Raw genomic sequence first — 26,616 nt, forward strand, 5'->3', positions numbered from 1 at the left:
CTAGAGCTTGAGGTCGAACTCAGCAAAGGACTATAACAATGGCTCTCAACAAAGAAGCGCCGGAGTTTGACATCGACGATGAAGTGCTCCTTATGGAAACTTCTATCGTCCTGGATGCAGAGTCGGAAGAACCACCTGTTCAACCGGCAGTTCGGGCCAAGGCCAAAAGCAGCACGGCGCTCAAGCAGCACAAGTACATCGACTACACCCGGGCGCTGGACGCCACGCAGCTGTACTTGAATGAAATCGGTTTTTCCCCCCTGTTATCACCTGAAGAGGAGGTGCACTTCGCCCGACTCTCGCAAAAGGGTGACCCGGCGGGCCGCAAGCGGATGATCGAAAGCAACCTGCGCCTGGTGGTCAAGATCGCCCGGCGCTACGTCAACCGCGGCTTGTCGCTGCTCGATTTGATCGAAGAAGGCAACCTGGGCCTGATTCGCGCGGTCGAGAAATTCGACCCGGAACGCGGTTTCCGCTTCTCCACCTACGCGACCTGGTGGATCCGCCAGACCATCGAACGCGCCATCATGAACCAGACCCGGACCATCCGGCTGCCCATTCATGTGGTCAAGGAGCTCAACGTCTACCTGCGGGCCGCCCGCGAACTGACCCAGAAGCTCGATCATGAGCCCTCACCGGAGGAAATCGCCAGCCTGCTCGAGAAGCCGGTCGGCGAGGTCAAGCGCATGCTGGGGCTCAATGAGCGGGTGTCGTCGGTGGATGTCTCCCTGGGGCCTGACTCGGACAAGACCCTGCTCGACACCCTCACCGATGATCGGCCGACCGATCCCTGCGAGCTGTTGCAGGACGACGATCTCTCGCAAAGCATCGACCATTGGCTATCGGAGCTCACCGACAAGCAGCGCGAGGTGGTGGTACGCCGCTTTGGCCTGCGCGGGCACGAGAGCAGCACCCTGGAAGATGTCGGCCTGGAGATTGGGCTGACCCGCGAGCGAGTCCGGCAGATTCAGGTCGAAGGCCTCAAGCGTCTGCGCGAGATCCTCGAGAAGAACGGGCTGTCCAGCGAATCGCTGTTCCAGTAACCCCCACGCACTACCCTGCAGCGCCCCGCCTTGCGGGGCGTTGTGCTTTGTGTATGACGCTGTTGTGGATTGCACCAGTGACTGACTATGAATGTAGGTCATCGCTGACAACTAGCGTAAGTGATCGACCAAGCTGAATGAAATCTGCGGCTGAACTGATTTAGTGCCCGATTACAACTAACTGAATTGAAAGTAATTTCTTGTAGTAACCGGATGGTTAATCGAATTCCTTTGAAAGCTTTTGCCGGTTGCCGTGATCGCTGGAGAGAGTAATATCGAACCGTGCTCAAGGATAAGGGCACCGGCAGCTAAGGAAGGTTGTCGAGGACATTGCACGACGCGATTCATCAGGACGATGGACAGGAAAACAGGGAACATGGAAGAAAATGTGGGCGGGTCAAACCGCCCCTTTTTTTGCCTGCAATAAAAAGGCCTCCGTGTGGAGGCCCTGAGGAGCTGGATGGTCTGACGCCTTAGCGTTCCAGGTCCTTGATCTTGCCTTTCACGCCATCGAACTCTTCAGCGTCCGGTAGTGCGTCTTTTTTCTCGGTGATGTTCGGCCAGACTTCCGCCAGCTCTACATTCAACTGAATGAATTCTTGCATGTCCTCAGGCACTTCATCTTCGGAGAAGATCGCATTGGCCGGGCATTCCGGTTCACACAGGGCGCAGTCGATGCACTCATCCGGGTGGATAACCAGGAAGTTCGGCCCTTCGTAGAAGCAGTCCACCGGACAGACTTCTACGCAGTCGGTGTATTTGCACTTGATGCAGTTGTCGGTGACGACGAAGGTCATTTCTCTTTCTCTCCTCAGGCGGCGGCAGCGAAGCCCTGCTGATAGGGCCGCTTGGTCTGACTGTATCGACGTGGCCCAGGCTAGGAGGCCACGGCATTGCCAAACCGCGCGGGATTCTAACAGCTTGTTACAGGCGGCGTTAGACCCGCGTCTTCAATGTATAGAGCAATTCCAGCGCCTGGCGTGGCGTCAGCCCGTCGACATCGACCTTGGCCAGCTCATCCAGCACCGGGTGGGGGAGGCTGGCGAACAGATCGCTCTGGTGCGGCACCTTGACCTTGCCCTGCTTGGCCACCGCAACATCCCGGGGCAGGCTGGAGGTTTCCAGGCGGCTCAGGTGTTCACGAGCGCGCTTGATCACCGGAGTCGGGACCCCGGCCAGTTGCGCGACCGCCAGGCCATAGCTCTGGCTGGCCGGCCCGGGCAGTACGTGGTGCAAAAAGACGATGCGCTCGTTGTGTTCAGTGGCATTGAGATGCACGTTGGCCACCAGTGGCTCGCTTTCCGGCAGTACCGTCAGTTCGAAATAATGCGTCGCGAACAACGTATAGGCACGCAACTGCGCCAGACGTTCCGCAGCCGCCCAGGCCAGTGACAAGCCGTCGAAGGTACTGGTGCCGCGGCCCACCTCGTCCATCAGCACGAGGCTGCGCTCGCTGGCATTGTGCAGGATGTTGGCGGTTTCGCTCATCTCCACCATGAACGTCGAGCGCCCGCCCGCGAGGTCATCGCTGGAGCCGATCCGGGTGAAGATGCGGTCGACCATTGATAGTTCGCAGCGGGCAGCAGGCACATAGCTACCGATATGAGCCAATAGCACGATCAGCGCCGTCTGGCGCATGTAGGTGGATTTACCCCCCATGTTTGGCCCGGTAATGACCAACATGCGCGTATTGTCGTCCAGTGCCAGGTCGTTGGCCACGAACGGCGTGGTCAGCACCTGCTCGACCACCGGGTGGCGACCCTGGGTGATGCGCATGCAAGGCTCGTCGACAAAGCTCGGGCAATTGAGATCAAGGGTGAGCGCGCGCTCGGCCAGGTTGCTCAGCACATCCAGCTCGGCCAGGGCGGCAGCGGTGTCCTGCAGCGGTGCCAGGTGTCCGATCAAGTCTTCGAGCAATGCCTCGTAAAGCATCTTTTCCCGGGCCAGCGCGCGGCTTTTGGCCGACAGCGCCTTGTCCTCGAACTCCTTGAGTTCCGGCGTGATGAAGCGCTCGGCGCCCTTGAGTGTCTGGCGTCGGATATAGTCGGCCGGCGCCTGTTCGGCCTGCTTGCTCGGCAATTCGATGAAATAGCCGTGCACCCGGTTGTAGCCGACCTTGAGGTTGGCCAGGCCGGTGCGGGCCTTTTCCCGGGCTTCGAGATCGATGAGGAACTGCCCGGCGTTTTCGCTGAGCGACAGCAGTTCGTCGAGCTCGCCGTCATAGCCGGTCTTGAGCACCCCACCGTCGCGGATCACCGCGGGCGGGTTGTCGATGATCGCGCGTTGCAGCAGGTCGGCGAGCTGTGGATATGTGCCGGCAGTCCGCGCCAGCCCGGCCAGATGCGGCGCCTCCAGCTCGGCCATGGCCACTTGCAGTTGCGGCAGGGCGCCCAGAGCATCGCGCAGGCGCGCGAGGTCCCGCGGACGGGCGTTACGCAGGCCGATACGGGCAAGGATGCGCTCGATATCGCCGATTTCCTTGAGCTGGGGTTGCAACTGCTCGAACCGGTAACCTTCCAGCAGGCAGCCTATGGAGCTCTGCCGGGCTTGCAACACCTTGAGGTCGCGCAGCGGGCGATTCAGCCAGCGCGTCAGCAGGCGGCTGGCCATGGCGGTCTGGCAACGATCGACCACCGACTGCAGGGTGTTGTCGCGGCCACCGGCCAGGTTGGTGTCCAGCTCCAGGTTGCGGCGGCTGGCGCCGTCGAGGATCACCGTGTCGTCCAGGCGTTCGTGACGCAGGCTGCGCAAGTGGGGCAGGGCGGTGCGCTGGGTTTCCTTGGCGTAGGCGAGCAGGCAGCCGGCAGCGCCGATGGCCAGGGTCAGGGTTTCGCAGCCGAAACCCTTGAGGTCCTGGGTGGAAAACTGCTGGCACAGGCTTTTGTGCGCGCTGTCGCGCTCGAAGTCCCACGGCGCCCGGCGCCGCGAGCCGCGACGTTTTTCCGCCGGCAGGCCCTGGGGCCAGTCGTCCGGGATCAGCAGCTCCACCGGATTGATGCGTTCAAGCTCCGCCAGCAGGGTTTCCCAGCCCTTGATCTCCAGCACGCTGAAGTTGCCGCTGGTGATATCCAGCACGGCGAGGCCGAACAGCCGTTCGTCGCCGAGCACGGCGGCAATCAGGTTGTCGCGGCGCTCGTCCAGGAGTGCTTCGTCGCTGACCGTTCCCGGCGTGATGATCCGCACGACCTGACGTTCCACCGGCCCTTTGCTGGTGGCCGGGTCGCCGATCTGCTCGCAGATGACCACCGACTCGCCGAGCTTGACCAGCTTGGCCAGATAGCCCTCGGCGGCATGGTAGGGGATGCCGCACATGGGAATCGACTGGCCGGCCGACTGGCCCCGCGCGGTCAGCGTGATGTCCAGCAACTTGGCCGCTTTCTTCGCATCTTCGTAGAAGATTTCGTAGAAGTCGCCCATGCGGTAGAACATCAGCTGGTCTGGGTGCTGGTTCTTCAGGCGCCAGTACTGCTGCATCATCGGGGTGTGGTTGGAAAGGTCAGACATTCAATGACTTGGCTCGTGTCGGAAGGTGCAGGGAAGCTAACCGCCCATGGTACAGGGATTTTTTCACGAGTGCCGCTGGTGTACGGTAGGCGCACCCTCATGTAATGGAGCCCTGCCGATGGACGTAGTGACCACCCTTGCCACCACCCTGGGGCTGCGTCTGCACGCGCTGTCGGCGCAGGTCAGCACGGCCGAATCCTGCACCGGTGGCGGCATCGCCGAGGCGATCACCCGGGTTGCCGGCAGCTCGGCCTGGTTCGAGGCTGGCTATGTGACCTACTCCAATGCGCAGAAGACCCGCCAGCTGGGTGTGCCTGAAGTCCTGTTCGGCCAAGTGGGTGCGGTCAGCCGCGAGGTGGTCGAGGCCATGGCCGCCGGCGCTCTGGGGCACAGTGGTGCGCGCTTCAGCGTGGCAGTCAGCGGCGTCGCCGGCCCCGATGGCGGCTCGGCCGAGAAGCCGGTGGGCACCGTCTGGCTGGCCTGGGCCGATGGCGCTCGGCTATACAGCGAGCGGCGGCAGTTCACCGGCGATCGGGAAGCGGTGCGCCGACAAACGGTAATCGCCGCGCTAGAGGGCTTGTTACACCTTGGCGCAGGAGAAAATCCAATACAGGGGTAGGCGCGCGGCGGCCACTGTGGAATAATACTGTCTACTTATACAGGTGTTCAGGCCTCCCCGGCCTTATTGATTACGTGAGGACTTCAATGGACGACAACAAGAAGCGTGCCTTGGCTGCGGCCCTGGGTCAGATCGAACGTCAATTCGGCAAGGGCGCCGTCATGCGTATGGGCGATCATGATCGCCAGGCTATCCCTGCCATTTCGACCGGTTCCCTGGGCCTGGACATCGCGCTGGGCATCGGCGGTTTGCCAAAAGGCCGTATCGTCGAAATCTACGGCCCGGAATCGTCGGGTAAAACCACGCTGACCCTGTCGGTCATCGCCCAGGCCCAGAAGAGCGGCGCCACCTGCGCCTTCGTCGACGCCGAGCACGCGCTGGACCCCGAGTATGCCGGCAAGCTGGGCGTCAACGTCGACGACCTGCTGGTCTCGCAGCCGGACACCGGCGAACAGGCCCTGGAAATCACCGACATGCTGGTACGCTCCAACGCCGTTGACGTGATCATCGTCGACTCCGTGGCGGCACTGGTGCCCAAGGCGGAAATCGAAGGCGAGATGGGCGACATGCACGTGGGCCTGCAGGCTCGCCTGATGTCCCAGGCACTGCGCAAGATCACCGGCAACATCAAGAACGCCAACTGCCTGGTCATCTTCATCAACCAGATCCGCATGAAAATCGGCGTCATGTTCGGCAGCCCGGAAACCACCACTGGTGGTAACGCGCTGAAGTTCTACGCGTCGGTGCGCCTTGATATCCGCCGTACCGGTGCGGTGAAGGAAGGCGACGAAGTGGTCGGCAGCGAAACCCGCGTCAAGATCGTCAAGAACAAGGTTGCTCCACCTTTCCGTCAGGCTGAATTCCAGATCCTGTACGGCAAGGGTATCTACCTGAATGGCGAGATCATCGACCTGGGCGTTGCCAATGGCCTGCTGGAGAAATCCGGTGCATGGTACAGCTACCAGGGCAGCAAGATCGGCCAGGGCAAGGCCAACTCGGCCAAGTTCCTGCAGGACAACCCGGAAATCGGTGCAGCCCTCGAGAAGCAGATCCGCGACAAGCTGCTGACCGGTGGTCAAGACGCCAAGGATGCGAAAGACGCGAAAGACGCCAAAGACGTCAAGGACGCCAAAGGTAAGCAGGCCGCTGTCGAAGACTCCCCGGCCGATGATTTGGTAGACGCCGACGCCGATTTCTAAGGTCTATTGATGTCAGCGGTATTGGATACACCCGTCGCCGTGCGACGGACGGCCATGGATCTGCTCGCTCGTCGCGAGCACGGCCGAGTCGAGTTGACGCGCAAACTGCGTCAACGCGGCGCCGATCCGGAAATGATCGAGCAGGCCCTCGATCGTTTGAGCGAAGAGGGGCTGTTGTCCGAAGCTCGCTATCTGGAAAGCTTCGTTCGCTACCGAGCCGGTTCAGGCTACGGGCCAGCGCGTATCCGTGAAGAACTGCAACAGCGTGGCCTGGCACGCGCCGATGTCGAACAGGCATTACGCGAGTCGGGTTTCGATTGGGCGGCGCAGCTGGCAGACACTTGGCAGCGCAAATTTGCCGGACGCCTGCCGGCTGATATGCGCGAACGGGCCAAGCAGACTCGTTTTCTGGTGTATCGCGGCTATTCCATGGAGCTGGTCAGTCGGCTGCTCAGTGGTCGGTCTCTGGACGACTGAAACAGTGGGGGGCAAGCCCCCGACCGGCCGCGAGGCCGGCCGATGTGCTCCTGCTTCAGGGTTTCAATCAGCCCAATTCCCCGCCTCATTGATGTAATCCACCAATTCGCGCAGCCGCCCGTGATGCCGGCCATTGAAGGTAAAGGCCAGCCTTGCCAAATGGGCGAACTGCGCGTCGTCTTGGCCGTCGTCGACGTACTGATGAAAGCGATCGCTCAGCTTGATGTCGGCGAAACGCGCTTGCAGCTCTTCGAGTGCATCGAGCGTCAAGGCATGGTGCATGCGAATCACGAATAGATTCTTCAGCCAGCGGCTGGAGTGGAAGTTGCTGTAGAAGCGGTTGATCTCGGCCACTGCGTCGTCGGCGTTGTCCACCAGCCGCAGCAGCTTGAGGTCGCTGGGCAGGATGTAATGGTTGGCTTCGAGTTGGTTGCGGATGAAACTCAGCGCGTCGCGCCAGAAACTGCCGTCCGGGGTGTCCAGCAAAACCACTGGCACCAGCGGGCTCTTGCCGGTCTGAATCAGCGTCAGCACTTCCAGCGCCTCGTCCAGCGTGCCGAAGCCGCCCGGGCAGAGCACCAGGGCATCGGCCTCCTTGACGAAGAACAGCTTGCGAATGAAGAAGAAGTGGAAAGGCACCAGTTGCTCGCTGCCTTCCATGGTGGCGTTGGCATGTTGCTCGAAGGGCAGGGTGATGTTGAAGCCCAGGCTATGCTCGGCCCCCGCACCCTCGTGGGCGGCCGCCATGATGCCGCCGCCGGCGCCGGTGATGACCATCAATTGTGCCTTGGCCAGGGCCGCACCGAGGTCGCGCGCCTGGGCATACAAAGGGTGCTCGACGGGTGTGCGCGCGGAGCCGAAGACGGTGACCTTGCGACGGCCCTTGAAGCGCTCGAGCACACGGAAGGCATGGTCAAGTTCGCGCAGGGTCTGCAGGGTGATTTTGGCATTCCAGCGGTTGCGGTCATCCTCGGCCATGCGCAGCACGGTCAACATCATGTCGCGGTAGAGTGCAAGGTTGGGGCTGTCGGGCGCCAGGTGGCTCAGTTGGCGCTCGATGGTGTCGGTCAGATCCAGGCCTTTGGCGGCAAAGTGCCGGGTCAAGGCGTCGTCGGGTTGGTAAGGCATTCACGTCTCCTTGTACGCCGCTGTGACGGCAACATCCGCAGGATAATGACCTCGACAGTCGAAGGGTGGCAACCGGTTTTCTGACCGCCTGGATAGCAGCCAAGGGCCATCCGTCAGATAGGATCCTAAGACCGGTGTGCTCTGATTTAATGAATATAAGCAGGAAGCACAGCGCGCTAAGGAGGCCTCGTGCCCAGGCTCACGTTGGAAATAGATTCAAACTTGTATGCTCTGCTCAAGCAGGCCGCCCAGGCCAATCACTCAACCCTGGAGCAGGAGTGCGTGAGGCGGCTGGAAGGTGGCGAGCGCCACTCGCGCTACATGCAGGCTCTGCTCGCGGAAATGCGCGCCGAGGAAGAGCAGCGGCGCGCCGATTCTTCTCGTTAGCTTACTTGGTCTTCTTTTTCGCGGCGGGCTTGCCGCTGCAATCGGCCAGGGTAAAGCGGTGGGTCATGATTTCGCGGTTGGTCTGATACTCGGTGAAGTCATAGCGCATGACCGCGCCCTTCTTCATCAGGTCGAGGTAACCCTGGTTGCGGCACACGCTGGCGCCCAGCTGGAAGTAAACGGTCTTGGGATCGGCGCGCATCTGCTCGGCCTGGCCTTCGCGTACGCTCAGATGATCGATCAGTTCCTTGCCCTCGACGGTGTAGCCCTGGTCGAGGATGTCTTCGCTGATCGCGCGCGGGGTGCCGACGCTGCTTTGCTGAGCCACTTCCTGGAGCAACTTGTTCAGTTCGAAATCCTGCTTGGAAGCCGCTTGAACAGCCAACGGCAGGGCCAGCAGCAGGGCAACGGACGGGACGATAAGGCGTGGCATTAAGCTCTCCATTGGTTCAGGACATGTGCGGTAACAGGTGCGTTGGACCGGCCAACCCGGGGTGTGTTCCCCGCAGGCGTACCTGATGGCCGCCGATTATAGGGGCTCGAGCCGGGCGGTACTACTTTTGACGGATGAAGCCAGGTTCAGGTTGCGCTGTTAGAATGCGCCGCCGTGGCGACCTGGCCGCGAAGAGCCCACCAGCACAGTGACCTGCAATGACCCACGCCATCTTCCGTCTGCGCGCCGAGCGCCTCGCCGAAACCGACCTGCCGCTGGTGCGCGGCTGGCGCGCGCCGCGCTGTCATCGCTGCCGAGTAATTGCCGACTATTGCCTGTGCCAATGGAAGCCCAGCGTACCGGCCCATTCGGGCATGTGCCTGCTGATGGCCAAGGGTGAGTCGCTCAAACCCAGCAACACCGGCTGGCTGATCGCCGATGTGGTCGAGCAGACTCATGCCTATGTGTGGGAACGCACGGCCGTCGACGCCGCCTTGTTGCAATTGCTGGAGGACCCGCAGTGGCAACCCTACATTGTCTTCCCGGGCGAGTTCGTCGAGCCGCAGCGGGTAGTCAGCGAGGTCACGCCGGTAGCGGGCAAGCGCCCGTTGTTCATCCTGCTCGACGCGACATGGACCCAGGCGCGCAAGATGTTTCGCAAGAGCCCCTATCTGGAGCGCTTCCCGGTACTGAGCCTGGCGCCGGAACAGTTGTCCCGTTACCAGCTCAGGCGCTCCCGGCGCGACGATCACTTCTGCACCGCCGAGGTGGCAGCGCTGTGTCTGGAGCTGGCCGGGGAAGAGACTGCGGCGCGGGTGCTGGATGCTTATCTGGATGTGTTCAGCGCACACTATCTGTGCGGCAAGGCAAAGACGGCGGTGGATCCGGACGACGCCGCTCACTGCTTTCTGCGGCCGTTCATCGGCCCTTGACCGCCCGCTGTGGGCTGGTCATCCTTGGCCGCCTGCTGTTCAACGACCTGCCGTACAGGATCAGCCTGATAGATGGCCACCTACGAAATCCTCATTGCCGATGACCACCCATTGTTCCGCAGCGCCCTGCATCAGGCATTGACCCTGGGCCTGGGCGCCGAGGTGCGTCTGGTCGAGGTGGCCAGCATCGCCGAGCTGGAAGGCCGGCTGGACGAGAAAGCCGATTGGGACCTGGTCCTGCTCGATCTCAACATGCCGGGTGCCTACGGCTTCTCCGGGCTAGTGCTGCTGCGCGGGCAGTATCCGCAGATTCCGGTGGTGATGGTCTCGGCCCAGGAAGAGGCGGCGGTAATGGTGCGCTCGCGCGAGTTCGGCGCCAGTGGTTTCATTCCCAAGTCGAGCCCGCTGGAAGTGATTCAGCAGGCGGTACGGGCCATTCTCGACGGCGACGTCTGGTGGCCGCCGCAGGCGTTCGAGGCGGTCAGCGTCTCGGACCAGGCGCGGGCCGCCAGCGAGGGGTTGGCCAGCCTGACGCCGCAACAGTTTCGCGTGCTGACCATGGTGTGCGAAGGCCTGCTGAACAAGCAGATCGCCTACGAGCTGAATGTCTCCGAGGCCACGGTCAAGGCGCACGTCACGGCGATCTTTCGCAAGCTCAATGTGCGCACTCGCACCCAGGCGGCACTGCTTCTGCAGCAGTTGGAGTCCATCTCGCCCAATTGAGTCGATTCACGTTTTTTTGACTCGTTTGCTCGTACAATCGTCATCTTTTATCGGTAGCAGACCTCCCCTATGTCGCCTTTCAAGGGCCAGACCGGCCTCAAGCGTATTTTCAATGCCGCTGGCTACTCGCTGGACGGTCTGCGGGCCGCCTTTACCGGGGAAGCTGCTTTCCGCCAACTGGTGCTGCTCAACGTGGTGCTGATCCCGTGCAGCTTCCTGTTGCACGTCAGCCGCGCCGAACGGGCGATCATGATCGCCGTGTGCCTGCTGGCCCTGATGGTCGAGCTGCTCAACTCGGCTATCGAGGCGGCTATCGACCGTATCTCGCTGGATCGCCACCCGCTGTCCAAGAACGCCAAGGACATGGGCAGCGCCGCGCAATTTGTGGCGTTGAGCGCCATCGCTCTGGTCTGGGGTGTGATCCTGCTCTGAAGCGTCAGACGATGCTCTGCAGGACGATTTCATCGCTGCGCTGCACGCCGGCGGTGAACTGCCGGCACAGGTCGAGAAACTCGCGCATGGCCGAGGTCTGGTATTTCTGCTTGTGCCAGATGAAGTAGAACTGGCGCAGCAGGTCCAGGCCCGGGGTTTGCAGGGCCACCAGGCTGCCACGGCGGAAGGCGTCGCGCAGCGCCAGCCGCGAGATGCAGCCGATGCCCAGGCCTGACTCCACAGCGCGCTTGATCGCCTCGGTGTGCTCCAGCTCCAGACGAATGTTCAGTGACGAGCGGTGATGGCGCATCGCTTGGTCAAAGGTCAGGCGAGTGCCTGAGCCCTGTTCGCGCAGGATCCAGGCCTCGCGGGTCAACTCCTCCATGCTTGCCCGCGCCTGCTGTGCCAGCGGATGGCTGGGCGCGCAGAACACCACCAGCTCGTCTTCTACCCACGGCTGCACCTCGATGTCGGGGTGGCTGCAGTCGCCCTCGATCAGGCCCAGGTCGATCTCGTAATGGGCCACCTGCTGCACCACGTGCTGGGTGTTGTGCACATGCAGCTTGACCTGGCTTTCCGGGTGCAGCTGCATGAATCGGCCAATGAGCAAGGTGGCCAGGTAGTTGCCAATGGTCAGGGTGGCACCAACCGCCAGCGAGCCGAAGCCCGACTTGCCGTTGAGCAGGTCCTCGATCTCCTTGGCCTGGTCGAGCAGGGCAACCGCCTGGGGCAGCAGCTGCTGGCCCAGGGCATTGAGGCTCAGGCGTTTACCGGCGCGGTCGAACAGCTGGCAGCTGGACTGGCGCTCCAGCTCGGTGATGGAGGTGCTGGCCGCCGATTGCGAGAGCGCCAGCAGCACGGCAGCGCGCGACACGCTCTCCTGTTGGGCCACGGTGACAAAGACTTGCAGTTGACGAAGTGTGAATCGCATATCTATATAACCGATAACCCATATCTTGATAATTCAGTTAACAGATATTGTGGCTGCCTTTAGAATAGTGCGCAATCGCGCTCTTGATCAGCGCACGCGAATTCCCGAGGAGCTTTAGTCCCATGAGCAACATGAACCACGAACGAGTTCTCAGTGTTCACCACTGGAACGACACCCTGTTCAGCTTCAAGTGCACCCGCGACCCGGGCCTGCGCTTCGAGAACGGGCAGTTCGTGATGATCGGACTGCAGCAGCCCAATGGCCGTCCGCTGATGCGCGCCTATTCCATCGCCAGCCCGAACTGGGAAGAGCATCTGGAGTTCTTCAGCATCAAGGTGCCCGACGGCCCGCTGACTTCCCAGCTGCAGCACCTCAAGGAAGGCGACGAGATCATCATCAGCAAGAAGCCCACCGGCACCCTGGTGCTCGATGACCTCAAGCCCGGCAAGCACCTGTACCTGCTGAGCACCGGCACCGGCCTGGCGCCGTTCATGAGCGTGATTCAAGACCCGGAAACCTACGAGCGCTTCGAAAAGGTCATCCTCTGCCACGGCGTGCGCTACGTGAACGAAGTCGCCTATCGCGAGTTCATCACCGAGCACCTGCCGCAGAACGAGTTCTTCGGCGAAGCGCTGCGTGACAAGCTGATCTACTACCCCACCGTGACGCGCGAGCCGTTCGAGAACGAAGGCCGCCTGACCGACCTGATGCGCAGCGGCAAACTGTTCAGCGACATCGGCTTGCCGCCGATCAACCCGCAGGACGACCGCGCCATGCTCTGCGGCAGCCCGAGCATGCTCGACGAGACCAGCGAAGTGCTTAACAGCTTCGGCCTGACCGTGTCGCCGCGCATGCGCGAGCCGGGCGATTACCTGATCGAGCGGGCGTTCGTCGAGAAGTGAGCCCGGCACCCCTCGGGGTGCAGTGCTGCCAATGTGGGAGGGGGCCCAGCCCCCGAGCTTTTACCAGGTCACACTCAAGCGCTCGCGGGCTATGCCCGCTCCCACGCCGACTCAGTTCGCTGCCTGCACTTGCTGCACACAGATCACCCCCGCCTGCGGATAGTGCCAGCGCACATCCACATCCCAGAACCTTGCCCCGTACACCCGTTCCGGCGACGGCACTTGATAGGCCGGGCGCGGGTCCTGGGCCAGGCACTGTTCGATCAACGCCACCAGCGGTTCGCCCAGGCGCAAGGCGTGCTCGTGGGCCTGCTGCAGGCCCGTCTCGCTCCAGCTCACCTGAATCAACAGCGGCGCCGCACTGGCGATCCCGTTGGCCGCATCGGCCACCTGGTCGGCGTAGGGCACGTAGGGCTTGATATCGAGCACCGGGGTGCCATCGAGCAGGTCGATGCCCGACAGGTGCAGCCGACCGGGTTCGACCTGGTCCAGCTTGACCACCGACTGGCCGATGCCATTGGGACGATGGGTGGCACGGGTGGCGAACACGCCCATGGCCTTGTTGCCGCCCAGGCGCGGTGGGCGCACCTTGAGGCGCGGCGTACTCTCCAGGGCCTGGTGGAACAGGAACAGCAGCCACACGTGGCTGACCTGTTCGAGCCCTTGCACCGCATCGCCGTTGTCGAACGGTGGCACCAGCTCCAGCACGCCGCGCGCGGCGGGTGCCAGCTGCGGCTGGCGCGGGATGGCGAACTTCTCCTTGAAGCAGGAGCGCACGAAGCCTACCGGCGTGACGCTGTGGCTCATGCCAGGGCTCAGCCGCGCACGCGCAGGGTCAGGCCCTTGAGGAAGTTGCGCAGCAGCTGGTCGCCGCAGGGGCGATAGTTGTTATGGCCGAATTTGCGAAACAGGGCGCTGAGTTCCGGCTTGGACACCGGGAAGTCGGCGGCCTTTAGAATCGCGTGCAGGTCGTCTTCCTTGAGCTCGAAGGCCACCCGCAGCTTTTTCAGGATGACGTTGTTGGTCACCGGCAGTTCGATCGGCAGAGGCGGGCGGCTGTCGTCGCGGCCACGCTTGAAGATCACCAGGCCGTCGAGAAAGTGCGCCATGGCCTCGTCGGGCAGGTGCACGAAACCCTCTTCCTCGTCCTTCTTGAGCCAGCTGATGACATCGGCCTTGCTGGCCTCCAGGCCCGACAGCCTGATGATGTCGACGACCTTGGCGTCGCTGATGTCGAGCATGTAGCGCACGCTACGCAATACGTCGTTGTGGATCATGGGCAGTACCTGATGCGATGGCGCCGCAAGCGCGGCGCACGGGAAGGGTCAGAACTTTTCGTTGTTGGCCAGATAGCGCCATTGCCCGGCCGCCAGCTTGCCCATGGACACACCGCCCACGCGCAGGCGGCGCATGGAAACGATGGTCAGGCCGACACTGGCACACAGCTGCGCGAGCAGGCCGGGCTGCGGGTTCTTCATGGCAAAGCGCAGGCGCGTCTCGTTCTGCCAGCTGCACTTGACCGGCGGCAATTCGCGGCCCTTGTAGGTGGCGCCGTGGTGCAGGCGGTTGAGGCCGTGGGGGCTCATCTCGCCTTTGATTTCCACCAGGTATTCGTGTTCGAGCTTGCCCTTGTCGTCGGTCAGCTTGCGCAGCACGCGAAAGTCCTGGGTGAACACCTGCAGGCCGCTGGCATGGGCCTGCAGCTCGGCCGCGCAGGTCAGGCGCAGGAAATGGCCTTTGAGCGGGCGCTTGCCGAAGCGGAATTCTTCGCCGAGGTTGTCGGCGGTCAGGGCCGCCAGGGCCTGCTCCGCCGTCATGTCGGCGCTCTGGTGCAACAGCAGGGTGACCGGCTCCGGTGCTACCGCCTTGGCTGCGGGGTCCAGCGCGACGACCTGGCTGTCGACCTTGAATTGCGGCTCGTCGATCACCTGGCCATCCACTGTGACCCAACCGCCCTCGATGAACAGTTCAGCCTCGCGGCGGGAGCAACCCACCAGTTCGATCAGGCGTTTGGAGAGACGGATGGGTTCGGACATGACGGGGGCCGCTGTAAAGAAAGGGCAACAGTGTACTCGCCTGACGCCCTTTAAGCCCGCGCAGATTGCGCCTGGGCCAGGCGCATACGCAACAGCGGGTAGGGTTGGCCCATGCCGTCCACCGCAGAACGGCTGACCACTTCGAAGCCCTGCTTGCGGTAGAACGCCAGCGCCTTGGGGTTCTGCTCGTTGACTTCCAGCTCGTTGGCGTTGAGCCGCTGCACCGCGTAGCGCAGCAGGCAGGTGCCGATGCCGTGGCCACGATGGCGAGGGTGGATGAAGAGCATTTCCACCTTGCCCATGGCCACCCCGGCGAAACCGGTGATGTGGCCACGGCGGTCGCGGCAGCAGATCAGCATGACGGCGTCCAGGTAGCGTTGCTCGACCAGGGGCCGTAGCAGTCTTATATAGCTGTCGGGAAGAAAGTGGTGGGTGGCACGCACGGACTTTTCCCAGAGCAGGGCCAATTCCGGGTAGTCGTTTGGATGGGGGGTGGACACAACCAGCTCGTCACGCATCGCGGCCCTCTGGGCGGGGGGTATGCGTAAACGCTAGCACAGGATTGTGCGGCGGCATGGCGGGGCAGCTTGCGCACCGGCCTGCGCCCTCTCGGGCGTCAGGCCGGTTTCAGGCCTTGGGCATCAGATCAACTCGGCCCACAGGTCGTACTCATCGGCATCCACCACCCGGCACATGACCTTGTCGCCCGGCTTGATGGCCGCAGTGGTTTCGATGAACACGCTGCCGTCGATTTCCGGAGCGTCGAAGAAGCAGCGGCCGACCGCGCCTTGTTCGTCGACTTCATCGATCAGCACTTCAATCTGCTTGCCGATCTTCAGCTGCAGGCGCGCGGCGCTGATGGCCTGCTGGTGCTCCATGAAGCGGTCCCAGCGTTCCTGCTTGATGTCGTCGGGCACCACTGGCAGGTCCAGCAGGTTGGCCGGCGCGCCTTCGACCGGCGAATACTGGAAGCAGCCAACGCGGTCCAGCTGGGCTTCGGTGAGCCAATCGAGCAGGTACTGGAAGTCCTCCTCGGTCTCGCCGGGGAAACCGACGATGAAGGTCGAGCGGATGATCAGGTCCGGGCACTGTTCGCGCCAGTTCTTGATGCGCGCCAGGGTCTTGTCCTCGAACGCCGGGCGTTTCATGGCCTTGAGCACTTTGGGGCTGGCGTGCTGGAACGGGATGTCCAGATACGGAAGGATCTTGCCGGCGGCCATCAACGGAATCAGCTCGTCGACGTGCGGGTAGGGGTAGACGTAGTGCAGGCGCACCCACACGCCCAGGCTGCTGAGGGCTTCGCACAGTTCGGTCATGCGCGTCTTGACTGGCTGGCCGTTCCAGAAACCGGTGCGGTACTTGACGTCCACGCCGTAGGCGCTGGTGTCCTGGGAGATCACCAGCAGTTCCTTGACCCCGGACTTGACCAGGCGCTGCGCTTCGTCGAGCACATCGCCCACCGGGCGGCTGACCAGCTTGCCGCGCATCGAGGGAATGATGCAGAAGCTGCAGCTGTGGTTGCAGCCTTCGGAGATCTTCAGGTAGGCGTAGTGACGCGGGGTCAGCTTGACCCCTTGCGGGGGCACCAGGTCGATCAGCGGGTTGTGGTCCAGCTTCGGCGGCGCGGCGTCGTGCACGGCGTTGACCACCTGTTCGTACTGCTGCGGTCCGGTGACCGCCAGCACGCTGGGATGCACGTTGCGGATCACGCTTTCGTCGACGCCCATGCAGCCGGTGACGATGACCTTGCCGTTTTCGGCGATGGCTTCACCGATCACTTCCAACGATTCGGCCTTGGCGGTGTCGATAAACCCGCAGGTGTTGACCACCACGACGTCGGCGTCCTGGTAGGTCGGCACGACTTCGTAGCCTTCCATGCGCAACTGGGTCAGGATGCGCTCGGAGTCGACCAGGGCCTTGGGGCAACCCAGAGAGACGAAGCCGACCTTGGGGGCGGCGGACGTGGGGACGGTGGACATGACTAACCTCGGTGTGATGTAAGGCGAGCCCGATGGGCGGCCTGGCAGGGCGCTCGATGGGCGCCTCTGATCAAAAAGTGCGCAATTCTAGCGATGAGAAACGCGCTTGACCAGCATTATGAAGGGAAATACGACGAGTGCTGCGCTATGCTTCGCCGCGTTACGCACCGTCAAGTTTTGAAAGCATTGTTTCAGGAGTGGTTGATGTCTCAGGCAAGCAGTGCGGCAAGCGCCGAACATTCAGCGGTCAAGCCGTTAAGCATGTTGGTCGCGGCCGTTGGGGTCGTGTATGGCGACATCGGTACCAGTCCTTTGTACACCCTCAAGGAGGTGTTCACCGGCGGTTACGGTATCCCCGTGGACCACGACGGCGTGCTGGGCATCCTGTCGCTGATCTTCTGGTCGCTGATCTGGGTGGTGTCCATCAAGTACATGCTGTTCGTGCTGCGCGCCGACAACCAGGGCGAAGGCGGCATCATGGCCCTGACTGCGCTGGCGCGCCGCGCCGCTGCGCCCTATCCACGCCTGAGCGCAGCCTTGGTGGTGTGCGGGCTGATCGGCGCGGCGCTGTTTTACGGCGACAGCATGATCACCCCGGCGGTGTCGGTACTCTCGGCCATCGAAGGTCTGGAGCTGGCCTTCGACGGTATCGAACACTGGGTGGTGCCGTTGTCGCTGGTGGTGCTGGTGGGTCTGTTCCTGATCCAGCGTCATGGCACCGCGCGCATCGGCAAGCTGTTCGGGCCGGTGATGGTCACCTGGTTCCTGGTGCTCGGGGCGCTGGGCGCCTATGGCATCTCCCAGCATCCCGAGGTGCTGCAGGCGCTGAACCCGAAATGGGGCGTGCGCTTTTTCACCGCGCACATCGGCATCGCCGTGGCCGTGCTCGGCGCCGTGGTGCTGGCGCTGACCGGCGCCGAGGCGCTGTACGCCGATATGGGCCACTTCGGCCGCAAGCCGATCGCTCGTGCCTGGTTCATCCTGGTGCTGCCGGCGCTGGTGCTCAACTATTTTGGCCAGGGCGCGCTGATGCTCGGCGACGCCGAAGCGGCGCGCAACCCGTTCTACCTGCTGGCGCCGAGCTGGGCGCTGCTGCCGTTGATCGGGCTGTCCACCGTGGCCACGGTGATCGCCTCGCAGGCGGTGATCTCCGGGGCTTTCTCGCTGACCCAGCAAGCTATCCAGCTGGGTTACATCCCGCGCATGCAGATCCAGCACACCTCCAGCAGCGAGCAGGGGCAGATCTACATCGGTGCGGTGAACTGGGCGCTGATGTGCGGCGTGGTCCTGCTGGTGCTGGGCTTCGAGTCCTCCGGCGCGCTGGCCTCGGCCTACGGCGTGGCGGTGACCGGGACCATGCTGATGACCACCTTGCTGGTGTCGGCGGTAATGCTGCTGCTGTGGAAATGGCCGCCGCTGTTTGCCGTGCCGGTGCTGATCGTCTGCCTGCTGGTGGATGGCCTGTTCTTCGCTGCCAACGTGCCGAAGATCGTCCAGGGCGGCGCCTTCCCGGTGCTGGCCGGTACTGTGCTGTTCATCCTGATGACCACCTGGAAGCGCGGCAAGCAGCTGCTGGCCGAGCACATCGACGAGGGCGCGCTGCCGTTGCCGCTGTTCATCAGCAGCATCCATATCCAGCCGCCGCACCGGGTGCAGGGCACTGCGGTGTTCCTCACCGCACGTTCCGACGCCGTGCCCCATGCCTTGCTGCACAATCTGTTGCACAACCAGGTGTTGCACGAGCAGGTGGTGCTGCTCACGGTGATCGCCGAGGACACACCGCGGGTCCCGCCGGCCGAGCGTTTCGAGGTGGAAACCTTCGATGAGGGCTTCTTCCGGGTGATCCTGCATTATGGCTTCATGGACGAGCCGGATGTGCCGGCGGCCCTGGCGTTGTGCCACATTCCGGAGCTGGATTTCAGCCCGATGCGCACGACTTATTTTCTCAGTCGCGAGACGGTGATCCCTTCGAAGATTGTGGGTATGGCGCGTTGGCGTGAAGGCTTGTTCGCGTTCATGCTGAAGAACGCCAATGGTAATTTGCGGTTTTTCAGGTTGCCGGTGAATCGGGTGATTGAGCTGGGCACCCAAGTAGAAATGTAAAAGCCCCACAGCTCGCGCTCTGCAGCGCGAGCTACTTTGCTTTTGATCTGCTTTTGATCTGCTTTTGATCTGCTTTTGATCTGCTTTTGATCTGGCTTTTGATCTTGATCTACCGCGACTTCAGCAGGCCGACTGAAGCAGCGCGGGAGTGGTGGCGCGAGGCAGGAGCCGAGCGAGCGCCGCGCGGCCAGGGACGGCCGCTCGGCGCGTACGCCACGGAGCGATGCGTAAGGAGGGAACCCGTAACGTAGCGTAGCGAAGTGCAGGGCCAATGAATGGAGCGGAGGCCTTTTGCTTACTTTTGGGCCTTTCCAAAAGTGAGTCGCCGTAAGGGCGAAAAGGTGAGTACGTACCTCCCGTAGAAATGGATTAGCTTAAAAATCAACGAGTCGCTACTGCGATATTGAGGCTTATCCGGCATCTCCAACGCGGCCAGAGGCCCCTTTCGCTCTTACAGCGAGTCACTTTTGGAAAGGCCCAAAAGTAACCAAAAGGCCTCCGCTCCATTCATTGGCCCTACGCTGCGCTCCGGGTTCCCTCTCTCCACATCGCTCCGTGGCGTACGCGCCGAGCGGCCGTCCCTGGCCGCGCGGCGCTCGCTCGGCTCCTGCCTCGCGCCACCACTCCCGCGCTGCTCCGTTCGGCCTGCTGAAGTCGCGGTAGATCAAGATCAAGATCAAAAGCAGATCAAGATCAAGATCAAGATCAAAAGCAGATCAAGATCGAAAGCAGAGCAAGATCAACAGCAGATCAAGATCAGAGGCAGCTCGCAGGCTGGATCAGACCTTCGGTGTATCCAGGGAATCATTCCCGGTCACGGTCGCATCCTTGGTCGCCTTCACCGCATTGTCCTTCAACTTGACCAACTCGTCGCCCGCACGCTCGATGCTGCCACGCACCTCGTCCAGGCTCTCGCGGCCGCGTTGCAGCATGCTCTTCGCCTCGCTGTGGCCGGTAAAGCCGCGCTTGAGCGCAACGCCACCCAGGGCGATTTGCAGCAGGCCGAAGATGCCGCCGCGGGCCACGCCCTTGCCCAGCAGAATCACGCCCGCGGCAATCGAACCTGCCCGTTCCCAGCCTTGCACATTGTGCTCGGCCGGCGTGGTGTAGGGAGTGTCCAGCACTTGCAGCACCTTGTTGTCGCTCATGATCGTCTCCTGATGGCAATGATAATAAGCTGACTGCCAAAGCGCCGGGCTGTTCCATCGGTTATTTGAATTTCGGCCCCGAACGGGTGTTGTTGCCCTTGGCCATGCGGTCATAGAGCACCACGTTCACCGTCGCGGCCAGGTTCATGCAGCCGTGCGTAGGGATGTAGATGGTCTCCTCGCACCAATCGCGCACGCTGGCGTCGAGGCTGCCGTCTTCCGGGCCGAAGATGTAGATGGCGCGGTCCGGGTGGGTGTATTCCGGCAGGGGCCGGGCGCCGTCCACCAGCTCTACCGCCACCGGGGTGCAGCCCAGCGGGATGATTTTCTGCAGGTCGTCGATGCCGATCAGCGGGATGTCGTAATGAATGCGCTTGGTATCGGTGACGAAGTCGCGAGCCCGCTCGTAGCGCTTGCCGGTGTAGAACACCGAATTGACCCCATAGCACCCGGCGGCGCGCATCACCGAGCCGACGTTTTCCGGGGACTTGGGGTTGAACAGCCCGATGCAGCTGTAACGTTTGTTGTAGCGCTGCTGATAACTGTCTTGCGTCACGCTCAGTCCTTCTTCATCAGGCCGGCAAGGGCCGCGAAGGGATTGTGGGTGGCCTTGGCAATGGTCGGGCTGCTGGTGGAGCCTTCGGCATAGTACTGCTGGTCGGTGTAGCGCGAGTGCTCGTTGTCGTGGCAGTACAGGCACAGCAGCTCCCAGTTGGAACCGTCCTGGGGGTTGTTGTCGTGGTTGTGGTCGCGGTGGTGCACGGTCAGCTCGCTCAGGCGCTTGCCGGCGAACTCGCGGGCGCAGCGGCCGCACACGTGCGGGTACATTCTCAGGGCCTTGTCGCGGTAGCCGCTTTCGCGCTCGCGCTGGGCCTCGGCGAGAATCTTGTCGAGCTTGGCGGTATGGGGGGTGGACGAACTCATGGGTTCACCTCGGGCATAGGACGGTTAAGGGGCCATTCTACAGCTTCTGGGCGATCCAGATGGTATGGCGCGTGCCCTTGTTGCCATGGGCGAACACCTGCACCTCCTCGGCCTTGAAGCCGGCCTTGCGCAGCTTGTCGGAGAACTGCCGGTCGGCGCTGGCCGACCACACCGCCAGCACGCCCTTGTTGCGCAGGGCCTTGGCGCAGGCCGCCAGGCCACCGCTGGAGTACAGCCAGCTGTTGGCGCGCTGGGTCAGGCCTTCGGGGCCGTTGTCCACGTCCAGCATGATTGCGTCGAAGCCGGCGGGCTCGGCCTGCAGCACCTTGGCCACGTCCTCCAGACGAATGGTGGTGCGCGGGTCGAGCAGCGGCCGGCCGGCTTTTTCGCCCAGCGCGCCGCGGTTCCACTCCACCACCCCGGGCACCAGTTCGGCGACCACCACCTCGGCGGTCTTGCCCAGGTGCTTGAGCGCCGAGGCCAGGGTAAAGCCCATGCCCAGGCCGCCGATAAGCACCCTGGAGTTTGGCCGGCCCGCCACCTTGCGGCAGGGGATCTCGGCCAGGGCGTCCTCGGAGCCGTGCATGCGAGTGTTCATCAATTGGCCGCCGTCGCCGCCCTGGATCTTGATGACGAAGTCTTCGCCGTACTCGAACAGGCACAGGGCACCGCCGTTTTCCGGAATGGGGGCGGTGTCGAGTAATACGAAACGTTTCATGTGGCGCTCATTAGTAGTAGCCTCGTCACGGGCAGGAATGGGTCAGGCAGCAAGAAGTGCAGACAGTGGAAGCAGCAATGAAGTCAATCATGGTAGCGGTGATGGTCGGTGTGGCCTGCTGGGCAGGTGGCGCGGTGGCTGAAGACGCGCCTTTCGGCAACGGGGCGACGGTCAAGTCGGCCGGCCCGAGTGCGCCCATCCCCACCCCTTACCCGCAATTGACGGTGCCACCGCCGCCCGGCGATGGCGGGATCACCCGTGATTCGCCGCTGTTGCCGGCGATCAAGCCGCCCAGCCCGCCCAAGGAGCAGGACTCCGGCGGCTTCGAAAGCACCGAGAACAAGGCGCGTGCACCGACCGGTTGAGTCAGCTCGGCGCAGCGCTCAGGGTTTGGACGCCAGCAACTGGCCGTCGACCATGCGCAGGCGCCGCGACAGCGCCACCGCCAGCGCGCGGATGATCTTCGCCGCGACCTTGGGTGCGTCATTGATCATCTTGTCCAGCGAGTCCTTGCCCAGGTTCAGTAGATAGCAATCGGTGGCGGCGATGCAGGTGGCCGAACGGCGCTCGCCGTCCAGTACCGCCATCTCGCCGAACGTGCCCTTGCGCAGCACCGCCATCTCCACCTGACGATCGTCCACGCTGGTCTTCTGCACCGAGACGTGGCCGGAGTGGATGATGCACATGAAGGTGCCGGCATCGCCCTCGTGGAAGATTTCCTCGCCTTTTTTCATCTGACTGATGATGAAATAGCCCGCCGCGGTGGTCAGCTCCGCCGGTGGCAGGTTATTGAACAGTCCGCAGTCCATCAGCTTGTCGCGAATTTCGATTTTGAGCGTGGCTTGGTCTGACATGGTTCACGGTCTTCAAATTGTCGTCTGGGGCGAGCGGCCGATGCCGGCTGCCTCGCCCGGTGATTGTTACACCAACCCCAGCACCTTGAATACAAAACCGTATTCGAGGGCCAGGTCACGCAGACCCTGGTAGCGGCCGCTCATGCCGCCGTGGCCGGCACCCAGCTCGGTCTTGAGCAGCAGCAGGTTGCTGTCGGTCTTGCGTTCGCGCAGGCGCGCCACCCATTTGGCTGCCTCCCAATACTGCACGCGGCTGTCGTTGTAGCCGGCGATCACCAGCATCGCCGGATAGGCCTGTGCGCGCACGTTCTCATAGGGAGCATAGGCCTTGATTCGCGCGTAGACCTCTGGATCTTGCGGGTTGCCCCACTCGTCGTACTCGGTGACAGTCAGCGGCAGATCGGGGTCGAGCATGGTGTTGAGCACGTCGACGAAGGGGACCTCGGCGATGGCCGCCCGGAACAGCTCGGGCCGCTCGTTGAGCACCGCGCCGATCAGCAGGCCGCCGGCGCTGCCGCCGCTGATGACCAGTTGCTCGGAGCGGGTAAGGCCCTGGGCGATCAGGTGCTCGGCGCAGGCGATGAAGTCGCTGAAGGTATTGGCCTTGTGCTCCTGCTTGCCGGCGCGGTACCAGGCTTCGCCCAGCTCGCCGCCGCCGCGCACATGAGCGATGGCAAAGGCCACACCACGGTCGAGCAGGCTCAGGCGGCCATGGGAGAACCAGGGGTCCAGGCTAGAGCCGTAGGCGCCGTAGCCATAAAGATACAGCGGGGTCGGCTGGCCCACGGCGTCGCGGCGCACCACCAGGCTGATCGGCACCTGCACGCCGTCCGGGGCGGTGGCCCAGAGGCGCTGGCTGACGTAGTCATCGGCATTGAAGGTGCCCAGCACCGGGGTTTCCTTGAGCACCTGCTGGCTGCCGTCGGCCAGCGTCAGCTGGCGGATCTGCCCGGGGCGGTTGAGCGATTCGTAGCGCAGGCGCACCCGTGTGCTGGTGAATTCCAGGCTGTCGTAGAGGTACAGGTTGTACACCGCGTCGGGCAGTTGCACGCGATAGGGCGCCAAGCCCTGGGCGTGCACCTCGATCACCGGCAGGCCGCCCTCGCGCAGGCTCAGGCTGAAGGCCTGGGCGTTTAGGGTGACACCTTCGAGCATCACCTGGTCGCGATGGCCGATCAGCTCCTGCCACTGCTCGCGGCTGGGCACCTGGCCTTGATCGGGCACCTGATAGAGGGCGAAGTTGATGCCGGTCTGGTTGCTGCGCACAAACCAGGTCCATTGACCGTCGAGCTGGCCGTGGTCGATGTGATAGTCGTGGTCTTCGACCCGAGCGGCAACGCACTGAAAGGCGCCACGCGGTTGTTCGGCGTCAAGCACCCAGTTCTCGCTGGTGGTCTTGCTGCCCAGTTGCAGGATCAGCTGGCGCTCGGAGCTGGAGCGGTAGCAGTGCAAAAAGAAACGCCCGTCGGCCTCCTCGAACACCGCCTCGCTGCCAGGTTCGCCGAGGGTGTGGCGGTACAGCTTGAACGGCCGGTGGGTTTCGTCCAGCTCGGCGAAGAACAGCGTCTGGCTGTCGTTGGCCCAGGTCATGCTGCCGTCGCAATCGTCGAACGGCAGTTGCTCCACGGCGCCGGTGGCCAGCTCCTTGACGTACAGGCGGTAGATCTCGTCGCCGGTGGTATCCAGGCTGTAGGCCAGGCGTTGGTGGTCGGGGCTGACGTTGAAGGTGCCCAGCGAGAGAAAACCGCCGGCGGCCAGCTCGTTGGGGTCGAGTAGCAGCTGCTCCTGGCTCTCGTCGACCGTGGCCGAATCATCGGCCGGGCGCGGGCAGCGGTAGTGGCGCGCGTATTCGTCGCCCGCCGTGGTGCGGGTGTAATACAGGTAGGCGCCCCAGGGCGAGGCCAGCGACAGGTCGGTTTCGCGGATGCGTGCCTTGATCTCCTCGAACAGCTGCTCGCGCAGCCCTTGTTCATCGGCCAGGCAAGCTTCCTGCCAGGCGTTCTCGGCCTTGAGGTAGTCCAGCACGGCCGGGTCGTCGCGCTCCTGCAGCCAGGCGTAGGGGTCGGTGCCAGGCACGGTGTGGGCGATCGGGGCGTGAGCGGATTGGGGCATGGGCGGTCTCCGGTTCGGCCATTGGCCGCCATGTGGCGAGCCGGTCGGGCGAAAAGCCGTTATCATAAGCGCCCCCCGGACTCCCAGCCATGAAAAACCATGACCGAAAACGACTATCTGCACGCATGGGCAATTTACGCCGTTGCCGCCCTGGGCTGCCTGTTGGTGTGGTTCAGAATCACTCGCTGGATGTGGCGCTTTCTGCGTGAGCCGCTGCGGGTCATCGGCCTGGTGGCGCTGGTGGCGCCGACGCTGATCGACCCGGCCCAGGAAAAATACGCCCCGGCCGTGGCCGTCACCGCCCTGGACCTGGTGTTCAAGGTGGGCAACAACGCCTGGCGGTCGATCTCCGAGTTGCTGATGTACAGCATGATCGCGCTGGGCATCTACCTGGTGTTCGCCCTGATCCGCTGGCCGTTCCTGCGCAAGGCCAACGAGCGCCGCGCCGCCCAGGCCCAGGCCGCTGCGGCGGCAGCGGCCGCACCGGCGCCGCAGCCCGAGGTGGAGGAGCCCTTTGGCGCCGCCGGGCGGCCGCATTACAGCGCCGATCCGGTGCCGCGCAGCGCGCCGCGCAACCCGCCCGCCGCCGGCCCGCGCGGCCGCGTTGAACCGCGTCTCTGAGCAGGGCAAGCGAACATGTGCGAACTGCTGGGCATGAGTGCCAATATCCCCACCGACATCGTCTTCAGCTTCACCGGGCTGATGCAGCGCGGTGGCCGCACCGGCCCGCATCGCGATGGCTGGGGCATCGCCTTCTATGAAGGGCGCGGCCTGCGCCTGTTCCAGGACCCGGCGGCGAGCAGCGAGTCCGAGGTCGCGCAGTTGGTGCAGCGCTACCCGATCAAGAGCGAAGTGGTCATCGGCCACATCCGCCAGGCCAACGTCGGCAAGGTCTGCCTGGCCAACACCCACCCGTTCGTGCGCGAGCTGTGGGGGCGCAACTGGTGCTTCGCGCACAACGGCCAGCTGGCGGACTTCAACCCGACGGCCGATTTCTACCGCCCGGTGGGCGATACCGACAGCGAGGCGGCGTTCTGCGACCTGCTCAACCGGGTGCGCGGCGCGTTTCCCGAGCCGGTCGAGATCCAGCAGCTGCTGCCGGTGCTGATCGACGCCTGCAGCCAGTACCGCTCGCAGGGCGTGTTCAACTGCCTGCTCAGCGATGGCGACTGGCTGTTCTGCTTCTGCTCGACCAAGCTGGCGCACATTACCCGTCGGGCACCTTTCGGCCCGGCGCGCCTCAAAGACGTGGACGTGATCGTCGATTTCCAGGCCGAGACCACGCCCAACGACGTGGTCACGGTGATCGCCACCGAGCCTCTGACCGAGAACGAAACCTGGAACCGCTACCAGCCGGGTGACTGGGGCCTGTGGCGCCAGGGCGAGTGCATCGCGCAGGGCTCTGAAGCATAACCACGCAAGGGAAGGGTGTTCATGCTGCGAAGCTATCTGCGACTGGTACTGTTTGCCTTCGGCCTGCTGGTGGGTGTGCAGGTGCCCGGCTTGATCAACGACTACAGCCAGCGTGTCCAGGCCCACCTGATCGAGGCGCGCACCAGCCTGCAAGGCTTCAACGACACCGCGCAGAAGTTCTTCAACGGCGACCTGCAGGCACTGGTGGAGCATTACCGCAGCAGCGACGACCCGGTGTTTCGCAGCGACGCCGACAGCATCGGCGCACTGCTGACCCGCAGCCAGTCGCTGGAGCACGAGTGGCAGGCCCTGCAAGCACCCTGGTACGCCCGCGATTGGCATGTGCTGGTGGGCGCCGACCCGCAGATCCGCCAGGAAACCCTGCAGGGCTATACCTACCAGATCCTGCTGTCTCCGCAGGCCATTGGCTGGGCCATCGCGCTGGGCTTCCTGCTGTCCTGGGTCATCGAAAGCATCGGCGTGATCATTGGCTGGGTGTTCACAGGCGGGCGCCGGCGCCCGGTGATTTCCCGCGACACCCGTTAAGCTTTTCTTATCGGCCGCGTGCAGTTTAATTCGCTGGACGCCACGGGCGGTCGGCCTCAAAAATGTATGTCAG

General features: G+C 63.3%; 30 protein-coding genes. 14 read left to right on the forward strand and 16 right to left on the reverse strand.

Features of this window, described 5'->3' with window-relative positions:
* Window positions 1-38: 38 nt before the first annotated feature.
* The gene (gene rpoS / locus SFA35_RS06805; RefSeq protein WP_320576516.1) at window positions 39-1,043 is read left to right on the forward strand and encodes an RNA polymerase sigma factor RpoS; all 1,005 of its coding nucleotides are present in this window, start codon (window positions 39-41) and stop codon (window positions 1,041-1,043) included.
* A 473-nt stretch (window positions 1,044-1,516) separates the two neighbouring features.
* Here the strand turns inward: rpoS and fdxA are convergent, their stop codons facing one another.
* Together fdxA and mutS are read right to left on the reverse strand one after the other, a co-directional pair.
* Window positions 1,517-1,840 (reverse strand): ferredoxin FdxA, encoded by a 324-nt coding sequence (gene fdxA, locus SFA35_RS06810; protein WP_320576518.1) that lies wholly within the window; start codon window positions 1,838-1,840, stop codon window positions 1,517-1,519.
* Between the two features lie 139 nt (window positions 1,841-1,979).
* Window positions 1,980-4,547, reverse strand: a complete 2,568-nt coding sequence (gene mutS, locus SFA35_RS06815) for a DNA mismatch repair protein MutS (protein WP_320576520.1) — start codon at window positions 4,545-4,547, stop codon at window positions 1,980-1,982.
* 118 nt (window positions 4,548-4,665) lie between these two features.
* Between mutS and SFA35_RS06820 the strand changes: the two genes are divergently transcribed.
* The 3 genes from SFA35_RS06820 to recX all read left to right on the forward strand — a co-directional run bounded on the left by SFA35_RS06820 (window position 4,666) and on the right by recX (window position 6,842).
* Window positions 4,666-5,166: a CinA family protein gene (locus tag SFA35_RS06820; protein ID WP_320576522.1), complete on the forward strand. Its 501-nt coding sequence runs from the start codon at window positions 4,666-4,668 to the stop codon at window positions 5,164-5,166.
* 86 nt (window positions 5,167-5,252) lie between these two features.
* On the forward strand, window positions 5,253-6,365 hold the full coding sequence (recA, locus tag SFA35_RS06825; RefSeq protein ID WP_320576525.1) for a recombinase RecA: 1,113 nt from the start codon (window positions 5,253-5,255) through the stop codon (window positions 6,363-6,365).
* Between the two features lie 9 nt (window positions 6,366-6,374).
* On the forward strand, window positions 6,375-6,842 hold the full coding sequence (recX, locus tag SFA35_RS06830) for a recombination regulator RecX (RefSeq protein ID WP_320576526.1): 468 nt from the start codon (window positions 6,375-6,377) through the stop codon (window positions 6,840-6,842).
* A gap of 63 nt (window positions 6,843-6,905) precedes the next feature.
* Here recX and SFA35_RS06835 read toward each other — a convergent pair whose 3' ends face one another.
* Window positions 6,906-7,970, reverse strand: a complete 1,065-nt coding sequence (locus tag SFA35_RS06835; protein WP_320576527.1) for a TIGR00730 family Rossman fold protein — start codon at window positions 7,968-7,970, stop codon at window positions 6,906-6,908.
* 189 nt (window positions 7,971-8,159) lie between these two features.
* On the opposite strand from SFA35_RS06835, the gene SFA35_RS06840 reads away from it, so the two are divergent.
* Window positions 8,160-8,357 carry a hypothetical protein gene (locus SFA35_RS06840; protein ID WP_320576528.1) on the forward strand — a complete coding sequence of 66 codons (198 nt, stop codon included), beginning with the start codon at window positions 8,160-8,162 and terminating at the stop codon, window positions 8,355-8,357.
* 1 nt (window position 8,358) lies between these two features.
* Here the strand turns inward: SFA35_RS06840 and SFA35_RS06845 are convergent, their stop codons facing one another.
* A complete protein-coding gene (locus tag SFA35_RS06845; protein WP_320576529.1) occupies window positions 8,359-8,790 on the reverse strand; it encodes a PA3611 family quorum-sensing-regulated virulence factor in 432 nt (143 codons plus the stop codon).
* A gap of 218 nt (window positions 8,791-9,008) precedes the next feature.
* On the opposite strand from SFA35_RS06845, the gene SFA35_RS06850 reads away from it, so the two are divergent.
* From SFA35_RS06850 to SFA35_RS06860, 3 genes are all read left to right on the forward strand, one after another.
* A complete protein-coding gene (locus tag SFA35_RS06850) occupies window positions 9,009-9,722 on the forward strand; it encodes a tRNA-uridine aminocarboxypropyltransferase (protein ID WP_320576531.1) in 714 nt (237 codons plus the stop codon).
* A 72-nt stretch (window positions 9,723-9,794) separates the two neighbouring features.
* A complete protein-coding gene (gene erdR / locus SFA35_RS06855) occupies window positions 9,795-10,445 on the forward strand; it encodes a response regulator transcription factor ErdR (RefSeq protein WP_320576535.1) in 651 nt (216 codons plus the stop codon).
* Window positions 10,446-10,514: 69 nt separating this feature from the next.
* Entirely contained in the window at window positions 10,515-10,877 is a 363-nt protein-coding gene (locus tag SFA35_RS06860; RefSeq protein ID WP_320576538.1) for a diacylglycerol kinase, read from the forward strand.
* A 4-nt stretch (window positions 10,878-10,881) separates the two neighbouring features.
* Here the strand turns inward: SFA35_RS06860 and SFA35_RS06865 are convergent, their stop codons facing one another.
* Window positions 10,882-11,808 carry a LysR family transcriptional regulator gene (locus tag SFA35_RS06865; RefSeq protein ID WP_320576540.1) on the reverse strand — a complete coding sequence of 309 codons (927 nt, stop codon included), beginning with the start codon at window positions 11,806-11,808 and terminating at the stop codon, window positions 10,882-10,884.
* Between the two features lie 122 nt (window positions 11,809-11,930).
* Between SFA35_RS06865 and fpr the strand changes: the two genes are divergently transcribed.
* On the forward strand, window positions 11,931-12,710 hold the full coding sequence (gene fpr / locus SFA35_RS06870; protein ID WP_002554680.1) for a ferredoxin-NADP reductase: 780 nt from the start codon (window positions 11,931-11,933) through the stop codon (window positions 12,708-12,710).
* Between the two features lie 111 nt (window positions 12,711-12,821).
* Here fpr and tsaA read toward each other — a convergent pair whose 3' ends face one another.
* The 5 genes from tsaA to rimO all read right to left on the reverse strand — a co-directional run bounded on the left by tsaA (window position 12,822) and on the right by rimO (window position 16,725).
* Window positions 12,822-13,517, reverse strand: a complete 696-nt coding sequence (tsaA, locus tag SFA35_RS06875) for a tRNA (N6-threonylcarbamoyladenosine(37)-N6)-methyltransferase TrmO (RefSeq protein ID WP_320576543.1) — start codon at window positions 13,515-13,517, stop codon at window positions 12,822-12,824.
* A gap of 8 nt (window positions 13,518-13,525) precedes the next feature.
* Complete coding sequence (locus SFA35_RS06880; protein WP_320576545.1) at window positions 13,526-13,987, reverse strand: DUF1456 family protein; 462 nt, start codon at window positions 13,985-13,987, stop codon at window positions 13,526-13,528.
* A 48-nt stretch (window positions 13,988-14,035) separates the two neighbouring features.
* Window positions 14,036-14,746, reverse strand: a complete 711-nt coding sequence (locus tag SFA35_RS06885) for an rRNA pseudouridine synthase (protein WP_320576547.1) — start codon at window positions 14,744-14,746, stop codon at window positions 14,036-14,038.
* 50 nt (window positions 14,747-14,796) lie between these two features.
* Complete coding sequence (locus tag SFA35_RS06890) at window positions 14,797-15,264, reverse strand: GNAT family N-acetyltransferase (RefSeq protein WP_320576549.1); 468 nt, start codon at window positions 15,262-15,264, stop codon at window positions 14,797-14,799.
* Window positions 15,265-15,387: 123 nt separating this feature from the next.
* A complete protein-coding gene (gene rimO, locus SFA35_RS06895; protein WP_320576552.1) occupies window positions 15,388-16,725 on the reverse strand; it encodes a 30S ribosomal protein S12 methylthiotransferase RimO in 1,338 nt (445 codons plus the stop codon).
* 261 nt (window positions 16,726-16,986) lie between these two features.
* Here rimO and SFA35_RS06900 point away from each other — a divergent pair, with 261 nt between their 5' ends.
* On the forward strand, window positions 16,987-18,828 hold the full coding sequence (locus SFA35_RS06900) for a potassium transporter Kup (protein WP_414058529.1): 1,842 nt from the start codon (window positions 16,987-16,989) through the stop codon (window positions 18,826-18,828).
* Window positions 18,829-19,607: 779 nt separating this feature from the next.
* On the opposite strand, the gene SFA35_RS06905 is transcribed toward SFA35_RS06900, so the two are convergent.
* The 4 genes from SFA35_RS06905 to SFA35_RS06920 form a co-directional block, all read right to left on the reverse strand.
* On the reverse strand, window positions 19,608-19,976 hold the full coding sequence (locus tag SFA35_RS06905) for a DUF2892 domain-containing protein (RefSeq protein ID WP_320576556.1): 369 nt from the start codon (window positions 19,974-19,976) through the stop codon (window positions 19,608-19,610).
* Window positions 19,977-20,037: 61 nt separating this feature from the next.
* A complete protein-coding gene (locus tag SFA35_RS06910; protein ID WP_320576558.1) occupies window positions 20,038-20,532 on the reverse strand; it encodes an RNA methyltransferase in 495 nt (164 codons plus the stop codon).
* 2 nt (window positions 20,533-20,534) lie between these two features.
* Window positions 20,535-20,900 (reverse strand): YajD family HNH nuclease, encoded by a 366-nt coding sequence (locus tag SFA35_RS06915; protein ID WP_320576560.1) that lies wholly within the window; start codon window positions 20,898-20,900, stop codon window positions 20,535-20,537.
* A 37-nt stretch (window positions 20,901-20,937) separates the two neighbouring features.
* On the reverse strand, window positions 20,938-21,618 hold the full coding sequence (locus SFA35_RS06920) for a hypothetical protein (RefSeq protein ID WP_320576562.1): 681 nt from the start codon (window positions 21,616-21,618) through the stop codon (window positions 20,938-20,940).
* 77 nt (window positions 21,619-21,695) lie between these two features.
* On the opposite strand from SFA35_RS06920, the gene SFA35_RS06925 reads away from it, so the two are divergent.
* Window positions 21,696-21,983, forward strand: coding sequence for a hypothetical protein (locus tag SFA35_RS06925; protein WP_320576564.1), 288 nt, complete (start codon window positions 21,696-21,698; stop codon window positions 21,981-21,983).
* Window positions 21,984-22,001: 18 nt separating this feature from the next.
* Here SFA35_RS06925 and SFA35_RS06930 read toward each other — a convergent pair whose 3' ends face one another.
* Both SFA35_RS06930 and SFA35_RS06935 read right to left on the reverse strand, forming a co-directional pair.
* On the reverse strand, window positions 22,002-22,472 hold the full coding sequence (locus SFA35_RS06930; protein ID WP_320576566.1) for a cyclic nucleotide-binding domain-containing protein: 471 nt from the start codon (window positions 22,470-22,472) through the stop codon (window positions 22,002-22,004).
* Between the two features lie 66 nt (window positions 22,473-22,538).
* Complete coding sequence (locus SFA35_RS06935) at window positions 22,539-24,584, reverse strand: S9 family peptidase (protein WP_320576567.1); 2,046 nt, start codon at window positions 24,582-24,584, stop codon at window positions 22,539-22,541.
* A gap of 99 nt (window positions 24,585-24,683) precedes the next feature.
* On the opposite strand from SFA35_RS06935, the gene SFA35_RS06940 reads away from it, so the two are divergent.
* Genes SFA35_RS06940 through SFA35_RS06950 form a run of 3 tightly spaced genes read left to right on the forward strand, consistent with a single transcriptional unit; the run spans window position 24,684 to window position 26,543 of the window.
* Window positions 24,684-25,205, forward strand: a complete 522-nt coding sequence (locus tag SFA35_RS06940) for an MFS transporter (protein ID WP_320576570.1) — start codon at window positions 24,684-24,686, stop codon at window positions 25,203-25,205.
* Between the two features lie 15 nt (window positions 25,206-25,220).
* Window positions 25,221-25,997 (forward strand): class II glutamine amidotransferase, encoded by a 777-nt coding sequence (locus SFA35_RS06945; protein ID WP_320576572.1) that lies wholly within the window; start codon window positions 25,221-25,223, stop codon window positions 25,995-25,997.
* 21 nt (window positions 25,998-26,018) lie between these two features.
* Window positions 26,019-26,543 (forward strand): DUF2937 family protein, encoded by a 525-nt coding sequence (locus SFA35_RS06950; RefSeq protein ID WP_320576574.1) that lies wholly within the window; start codon window positions 26,019-26,021, stop codon window positions 26,541-26,543.
* The last annotated feature ends 73 nt before the right edge of the window (window positions 26,544-26,616 follow it).

The organism is Pseudomonas sp. HR96, assembly GCF_034059295.1.
In the GTDB taxonomy this organism is placed as follows: domain Bacteria; phylum Pseudomonadota; class Gammaproteobacteria; order Pseudomonadales; family Pseudomonadaceae; genus Aquipseudomonas.

Coding starts and splice junctions, on each gene's coding strand:
- rpoS (WP_320576516.1), top strand. CDS start 39: ATGGCTCTCAACAAAGAAGCGCCGGAGTTTGACATCGACGATGAAGTG.
- fdxA (WP_320576518.1), bottom strand. CDS start 1,840: ATGACCTTCGTCGTCACCGACAACTGCATCAAGTGCAAATACACCGAC.
- mutS (WP_320576520.1), bottom strand. CDS start 4,547: ATGTCTGACCTTTCCAACCACACCCCGATGATGCAGCAGTACTGGCGC.
- SFA35_RS06820 (WP_320576522.1), top strand. CDS start 4,666: ATGGACGTAGTGACCACCCTTGCCACCACCCTGGGGCTGCGTCTGCAC.
- recA (WP_320576525.1), top strand. CDS start 5,253: ATGGACGACAACAAGAAGCGTGCCTTGGCTGCGGCCCTGGGTCAGATC.
- recX (WP_320576526.1), top strand. CDS start 6,375: ATGTCAGCGGTATTGGATACACCCGTCGCCGTGCGACGGACGGCCATG.
- SFA35_RS06835 (WP_320576527.1), bottom strand. CDS start 7,970: ATGCCTTACCAACCCGACGACGCCTTGACCCGGCACTTTGCCGCCAAA.
- SFA35_RS06845 (WP_320576529.1), bottom strand. CDS start 8,790: ATGCCACGCCTTATCGTCCCGTCCGTTGCCCTGCTGCTGGCCCTGCCG.
- SFA35_RS06850 (WP_320576531.1), top strand. CDS start 9,009: ATGACCCACGCCATCTTCCGTCTGCGCGCCGAGCGCCTCGCCGAAACC.
- erdR (WP_320576535.1), top strand. CDS start 9,795: ATGGCCACCTACGAAATCCTCATTGCCGATGACCACCCATTGTTCCGC.
- SFA35_RS06860 (WP_320576538.1), top strand. CDS start 10,515: ATGTCGCCTTTCAAGGGCCAGACCGGCCTCAAGCGTATTTTCAATGCC.
- SFA35_RS06865 (WP_320576540.1), bottom strand. CDS start 11,808: ATGCGATTCACACTTCGTCAACTGCAAGTCTTTGTCACCGTGGCCCAA.
- fpr (WP_002554680.1), top strand. CDS start 11,931: ATGAGCAACATGAACCACGAACGAGTTCTCAGTGTTCACCACTGGAAC.
- tsaA (WP_320576543.1), bottom strand. CDS start 13,517: ATGAGCCACAGCGTCACGCCGGTAGGCTTCGTGCGCTCCTGCTTCAAG.
- SFA35_RS06880 (WP_320576545.1), bottom strand. CDS start 13,987: ATGATCCACAACGACGTATTGCGTAGCGTGCGCTACATGCTCGACATC.
- SFA35_RS06885 (WP_320576547.1), bottom strand. CDS start 14,746: ATGTCCGAACCCATCCGTCTCTCCAAACGCCTGATCGAACTGGTGGGT.
- SFA35_RS06890 (WP_320576549.1), bottom strand. CDS start 15,264: ATGCGTGACGAGCTGGTTGTGTCCACCCCCCATCCAAACGACTACCCG.
- rimO (WP_320576552.1), bottom strand. CDS start 16,725: ATGTCCACCGTCCCCACGTCCGCCGCCCCCAAGGTCGGCTTCGTCTCT.
- SFA35_RS06900 (WP_414058529.1), top strand. CDS start 16,987: ATGTTGGTCGCGGCCGTTGGGGTCGTGTATGGCGACATCGGTACCAGT.
- SFA35_RS06905 (WP_320576556.1), bottom strand. CDS start 19,976: ATGAGCGACAACAAGGTGCTGCAAGTGCTGGACACTCCCTACACCACG.
- SFA35_RS06915 (WP_320576560.1), bottom strand. CDS start 20,900: ATGAGTTCGTCCACCCCCCATACCGCCAAGCTCGACAAGATTCTCGCC.
- SFA35_RS06920 (WP_320576562.1), bottom strand. CDS start 21,618: ATGAAACGTTTCGTATTACTCGACACCGCCCCCATTCCGGAAAACGGC.
- SFA35_RS06925 (WP_320576564.1), top strand. CDS start 21,696: ATGAAGTCAATCATGGTAGCGGTGATGGTCGGTGTGGCCTGCTGGGCA.
- SFA35_RS06930 (WP_320576566.1), bottom strand. CDS start 22,472: ATGTCAGACCAAGCCACGCTCAAAATCGAAATTCGCGACAAGCTGATG.
- SFA35_RS06935 (WP_320576567.1), bottom strand. CDS start 24,584: ATGCCCCAATCCGCTCACGCCCCGATCGCCCACACCGTGCCTGGCACC.
- SFA35_RS06940 (WP_320576570.1), top strand. CDS start 24,684: ATGACCGAAAACGACTATCTGCACGCATGGGCAATTTACGCCGTTGCC.
- SFA35_RS06945 (WP_320576572.1), top strand. CDS start 25,221: ATGTGCGAACTGCTGGGCATGAGTGCCAATATCCCCACCGACATCGTC.
- SFA35_RS06950 (WP_320576574.1), top strand. CDS start 26,019: ATGCTGCGAAGCTATCTGCGACTGGTACTGTTTGCCTTCGGCCTGCTG.